This window comes from Saccharopolyspora sp. NPDC050389, assembly GCF_040655595.1.
In the GTDB taxonomy this organism is placed as follows: domain Bacteria; phylum Actinomycetota; class Actinomycetes; order Mycobacteriales; family Pseudonocardiaceae; genus Saccharopolyspora.
Window position 1 is genome coordinate 6,586 of the sequence record NZ_JBFAKG010000146.1, and the last position, 4,795, is coordinate 11,380.

The 4,795-nt window shown below is 70.9% G+C and carries 5 protein-coding genes; 2 read left to right on the forward strand and 3 right to left on the reverse strand.

From position 1 onward, the window contains the following. The first annotated feature begins 142 nt into the window (after window positions 1–142). Window positions 143–1,246: an FUSC family protein gene (locus AB0I53_RS46510; RefSeq protein WP_358616801.1), complete on the forward strand. Its 1,104-nt coding sequence runs from the start codon at window positions 143–145 to the stop codon at window positions 1,244–1,246. 3 nt (window positions 1,247–1,249) lie between these two features. Here AB0I53_RS46510 and AB0I53_RS46515 read toward each other — a convergent pair whose 3' ends face one another. The 3 genes from AB0I53_RS46515 to AB0I53_RS46525 form a co-directional block, all read right to left on the reverse strand. Then, the gene (locus AB0I53_RS46515) at window positions 1,250–1,540 is read right to left on the reverse strand and encodes a hypothetical protein (RefSeq protein ID WP_358616803.1); all 291 of its coding nucleotides are present in this window, start codon (window positions 1,538–1,540) and stop codon (window positions 1,250–1,252) included. A 174-nt stretch (window positions 1,541–1,714) separates the two neighbouring features. Next, window positions 1,715–2,353, reverse strand: a complete 639-nt coding sequence (locus AB0I53_RS46520) for an HNH endonuclease family protein (RefSeq protein ID WP_358616805.1) — start codon at window positions 2,351–2,353, stop codon at window positions 1,715–1,717. A 258-nt stretch (window positions 2,354–2,611) separates the two neighbouring features. Then, window positions 2,612–3,313: a hypothetical protein gene (locus AB0I53_RS46525; protein WP_358616807.1), complete on the reverse strand. Its 702-nt coding sequence runs from the start codon at window positions 3,311–3,313 to the stop codon at window positions 2,612–2,614. A 103-nt stretch (window positions 3,314–3,416) separates the two neighbouring features. Between AB0I53_RS46525 and AB0I53_RS46530 the strand changes: the two genes are divergently transcribed. Next, window positions 3,417–4,703 carry an adenylosuccinate synthase gene (locus AB0I53_RS46530; RefSeq protein ID WP_358616809.1) on the forward strand — a complete coding sequence of 429 codons (1,287 nt, stop codon included), beginning with the start codon at window positions 3,417–3,419 and terminating at the stop codon, window positions 4,701–4,703. Window positions 4,704–4,795: the final 92 nt, after the last annotated feature.

Here is a 4,795-nt window from a genome sequence, read left to right on the forward strand (position 1 = left end):
CTCGCGGGGCGGGTGTGTTTTGGGGCTTCCCTGGCCCGCCAATACCCGCCACGGCCCCGTTCCCGGCGGAAACGCCTGCCGGGGTTGGTCTCGGCGAGGATCACTGCGGCGGCACTCGGATTGCGCCGCGATCTGTCGGACAATGTGGAGCGTGCACCGACTGCGCGAGGAACTCGTCCGCCGCCTGCGCCGCCTCATGCGCACCGGAGTTCCGATCGCCCAGTGCGCGATCGCGGCCGGTCTCGCGTGGTTCCTGGCCCGCCACCTGTTCGGCCACCCGGCGCCGTTCTTCGCGCCGATCGCCGCGGTCATCTCGCTCGGCGTCTCGCTGGGCCAGCGGATGCGGCGCGCCCTGGAGCTGGTCGTCGGCGTCAGCATCGGCGTCGGCGTCGGCGACATCCTGATCTCGTTCATCGGCACGGGAAGCTGGCAGATCGCGCTGGTCGTCGCGCTGGCCATGAGCACCGCCGTGCTGCTGGACAGCGGCGTCGTGATCGTGCTGCAAGCCGCGTCGTCGTCGGTGCTGGTCGCGACGCTGCTGCCACCGGCCACCGCCGGCGGGCTGACGCGAATGCTCGACGCCGCGATCGGCGGGCTGGTCGGCTTCATCGTCGCCGCTCTGCTGCCGGCCAATCCGCTCGCCGTGGCGCACCGCAACGGGCGGCTCGTGCTCGGTGCCCTCGCCGACGCGCTCCGCGGCGTCGGGAACGCCGTGGCGCGACAGGACCTGGAACTCGCCGCCGACGTGCTGGCGAAGGCGCGCAAGAGCCAGCATGACGTGGAGGAGCTCCGCACCGCGCTGGAGGCCGGTCAGGAGATCGCGCGGTTCGCGCCCATCCGGTGGCGGCGGCGCGGCGACCTGGAGCGCTACGAGACAGCGGCGACGCCGATCGACCGCGCGCTGCGCAACACTCGCGTGCTCGCGCGCCGAGCGCTCGCCGCGCTGCGGGACGGCGAGCCGGTGCCGCGTCCGCTGCCGGGGCTCCTGGAGGAGCTGGCGGGCGCCGTGGTGCTGCTGCGCGATGAGCTGGCCAGCGGCGTCGATCCGCTGCAGACCCGCGCGGCGGCCAGATCCGTCGCCAAGAAGTCCACAGTGGAGCTCCTCGGCGAGGGAGATTTCTCGATGCAGGTGGTGGTGCTGCAGGTCCGCTCGATCGCGGTGGACCTCCTGCAGGCCACCGGCCTCAGCCGGACCGAAGCGATCGCCGCCCTGCCGCCCCTGCACCCCGAGGAGAAGTCCGGCTGAGCGTCAGCCCGCCGGGCGGTTCAGGACCGCGACCAGGGCGTTGTGCAGCGCTTCGTGGTCGCGCGGGTCGTAGAGGTGGCAGTCGGCCGCCGAGAGCCGGTACCACTCCGCGGCGCCCGCGTAGCGCACCCACACCGTGACGTCGCCGTTGGCGCATTCGGTGGCCAGCTCCAGGTCGCCGGTGATCACCCCGACCTCGTCGGTCATCACCCCACCCGGCGGCGCGGCCACCTCGGAGCGCCGAACCGCCGGCTCCGGTGCGATCGAGTGATCCGGCTCCGCGTGGTCCGACATGAAACCGCCCTCCTCACAGCGCCTCGCCTGCCACAGTATGTACCGCCAGGAGCGGCGCGGCCGGTGCCGTTTCCGCACGAAATCGGCACCGGGCATGTGTGAGGGGCGCCGTTTTCGCGCGAAAACGGTGGGCACCGATGGTGCCCCGCTGCTCAGCGGGGCACCGCAGGTGGATCAGCAGCCGTCGAGGGCCTTCCGCAGGGCCGTCTTCTCCGAGTCGGTGACGGTCAGGGCGTACTTGCTCTTGGTGCCGACCCACATCGACGCGTACGTGCAGTGGTAGCCGGCCAGCGGCGGCAGCCACTCGTCCGGCGTCTGGTCGCCCTTCGACTGGTTGACGTTGTCGGTGACCGCGATCAGCTGCGGGCCGTCCAGGTCGTTGGCGAACGCCTGGCGCTGGTCCTGGGTCCACTGGGCCGCGCCGGAGCGCCACGCGGCGGCCAGCGGCACGACGTGGTCGATGTCCAAATCGGACGGTTGGGTCCAGGTCTCGCCGTCGTACGGGCTGAGCCAGCTGCCGGAGGTCGGGTAGCAGTCGGAGCCGGTCTCGACGTCCTTGCCGTCGCGCTTGAGCACCGCCTCGCGGGTGTTGCAGCCGTCCGCGCCGTCGATCCAGTGCGGGAACTTCTCCCGGCTGTAGCCGTCCATCGAGCCCTCCGGGGCGACGGTCAGCTTCGCGAGCTCGGACTTCGCTGTCGCGGGGTCCGGGATGCCGGGCGGTTCGGCGCTGGCGGGCACGGCCAGCGCGAGGCCGAGGATTCCCGCCAGGGGTAGGGCGGTCAGGGTGGCGCGCAACGATCGGTGGCCTGTCATGGCTTCCCTCCGCATGGGCGTCTCGCCGATGTCCGTGCTGACCATTGCCCACGCAGTTGGCCGGGACAATGCCGGAGAGTGGCGAACGGGTGACTTGGCGTGAAATCGCCACCGATCGTGCCACTTACTGGTGAATTTCGCACCGACCGGCGCGGAGCGCGGCTCGTCAAGGCCGCCCAATTTCAGGCAAAATTGGGAATCCCTTTTGTCGCAAATGGGAATTTTCAATTTAGGCAAAACTGGGCACCGCCCGGACGGTCAGCGGGCCAGCCGCAGGTCTTCGGTGTGCCGGTACCAGACCCACTTCTCCATCTGGCGCGGGTGCGCGACGCCGTCGTGGTGCACGGTCGCCGATCGGAACGACGCCTGCACCGCCCGCCCTCGCGTGACGGTGCGCCGGCTGCGCAGCAGGCCGCGGCGGACGGTGGTGACCAGCAGGCCGTCGGCGGCCGGGTCGAGCATGGCGTTCATCGGGTCGGCCGTGGGCTCCGGCAGCGGCGTGGCTTCCGGGTCCGGCGAGATCGTGATGCTGGTCGCGGCGCCGTTGAGCACCTGCTCGTCGTCGCAGTACACCTGCCCCGTGATCGGCTCGATCGTTCCCTCGCCGAGGAGCACGCCGCCCGAGTCGTCCCGGATCAGCGCCGCCGGTCGCGGCGCGGCGGTCAGCGCGCGGTCGAAGTCGCCGGCGCGGAGCCCCCACAGCCGCGCGGCAGGCGAGTCGGCGACCGGGACGTAGCCGACGACCAGGTCGGCCAGCCGGTTCTTGCGGAGCAGGCGCAGCACCACCGACGCGAAGTCGATGTCGGTGCCGTGCACCACCAGCCGTTCCCCGGCGTCGGCGAGCAGCGGGTCCAGGTCGGCGCGGGCCGGTGCCGCCGGGACGTCGAACCATTGCACACCGTCACCGGACGGACGCGCTGCGCGCTCGACGTTTCCGCAGGACAATGCGGTGGTACTCACGTTTCGCTCCTGGTTTACCCTGATCGACCGGCATACCCCGTGGTGGGAGCGGGCGAAGCGTGCGGTCACGCTGGCTACCACCCAGTCCAGGTTGGAGTTTCACATGCCGGCGATCGTGCTGATCGGCGCCCAGTGGGGCGACGAAGGCAAGGGTAAGGCGACCGACCTGCTCGGCGAGCAGGCGCAGTGGGTCGTCCGCTACCAGGGCGGCAACAACGCGGGTCACACCGTGGTGCTGCCGGACGGGCAGGACTTCGCCCTGCACCTCATCCCGTCGGGGATTCTCACCCCCGGCGTGACCAACGTGATCGGCAACGGCGTCGTCGTCGATCCGGGCGTGCTGCTGGAGGAGCTGGCCGGGCTGGAGGGCCGCGGCGTGGACACCTCGCAGCTGCTGGTCTCCGCCGACGCGCACCTGATCATGCCGTACCACGTGGCCATCGACCGGGTCACCGAGCGGTACCTGGGGAAGAAGCAGATCGGCACCACCGGTCGCGGCATCGGGCCCTGCTACCAGGACAAGATCGCCCGGGTGGGCGTGCGGGTGCAGGACCTGCTGGACGAGAAGATCCTGCGGCAGAAGGTCGAGGCCGCGCTGGACTTCAAGAACCAGATCCTGGTCAAGGTCTACAACCGCCGCGGCCTGGACGTCGACGAGGTCGTGGACACCGTGATGTCCCAGGGCGAGCAGTTCGCGAGCCGGATCGCCGACACCAAGCTGCTGATCAACAAGGCGCTGGACCGCGGCGAGACGGTGCTGCTGGAAGGCTCGCAGGGCACCCTGCTGGACGTCGACCACGGCACCTACCCGTTCGTCACCTCGTCGAACCCGACCGCGGGCGGCGCCTGCGCCGGATCCGGCATCGGCCCGACGAAGATCAACGCGGTGATCGGCATCCTGAAGGCCTACACCACCCGCGTCGGCGCAGGCCCGTTCCCGACCGAGCTGACCGACGAGGCCGGCGAGAACCTGCGCAAGCAGGGCGGCGAGTTCGGCGTGACCACCGGCCGCTCGCGGCGCACCGGCTGGTTCGACGCGGTGATCGCGCGCTACGCGACCCGGGTCAACGGGATCACCGACTACTTCCTCACCAAGCTGGACGTGCTGTCCGGGCTGGAGACGATCCCGATCTGCGTGGCCTACGACGTGGACGGCGAGCGGGTCGACGAGATGCCGATGACGCAGACCGGCGTGCACCACGCGGTGCCGGTGTACGAGGAGATGCCGGGCTGGTGGGAGGACATCAGCGGGGCGCGCAGCTTCGACGACCTGCCGGCCAACGCGCGGGCCTACATCGAGCGGATCGAGGAGCTCGCCGGGGCGCGGATCTCGGCGATCGGCGTCGGCCCCGGCCGCGACCAGACCATCGTCCGCCACACCATGGCGTGAGCCGGTCGTGGGGGGGGTAGGGGGGGGGTTTAGGGGTTGTGGGGAGAAAAACCCCCGAAGAGAACGCCGGGAAAAAAAGGGTGGGCGGGGGC

Excerpts from the sequence above, each read along its gene's own strand:
- AB0I53_RS46530 (WP_358616809.1), top strand. The coding sequence starts at position 3,417 with ATGCCGGCGATCGTGCTGATCGGCGCCCAGTGGGGCGACGAAGGCAAG.
- AB0I53_RS46515 (WP_358616803.1), bottom strand. The coding sequence starts at position 1,540 with ATGTCGGACCACGCGGAGCCGGATCACTCGATCGCACCGGAGCCGGCG.
- AB0I53_RS46520 (WP_358616805.1), bottom strand. The coding sequence starts at position 2,353 with ATGACAGGCCACCGATCGTTGCGCGCCACCCTGACCGCCCTACCCCTG.
- AB0I53_RS46510 (WP_358616801.1), top strand. The coding sequence starts at position 143 with ATGTGGAGCGTGCACCGACTGCGCGAGGAACTCGTCCGCCGCCTGCGC.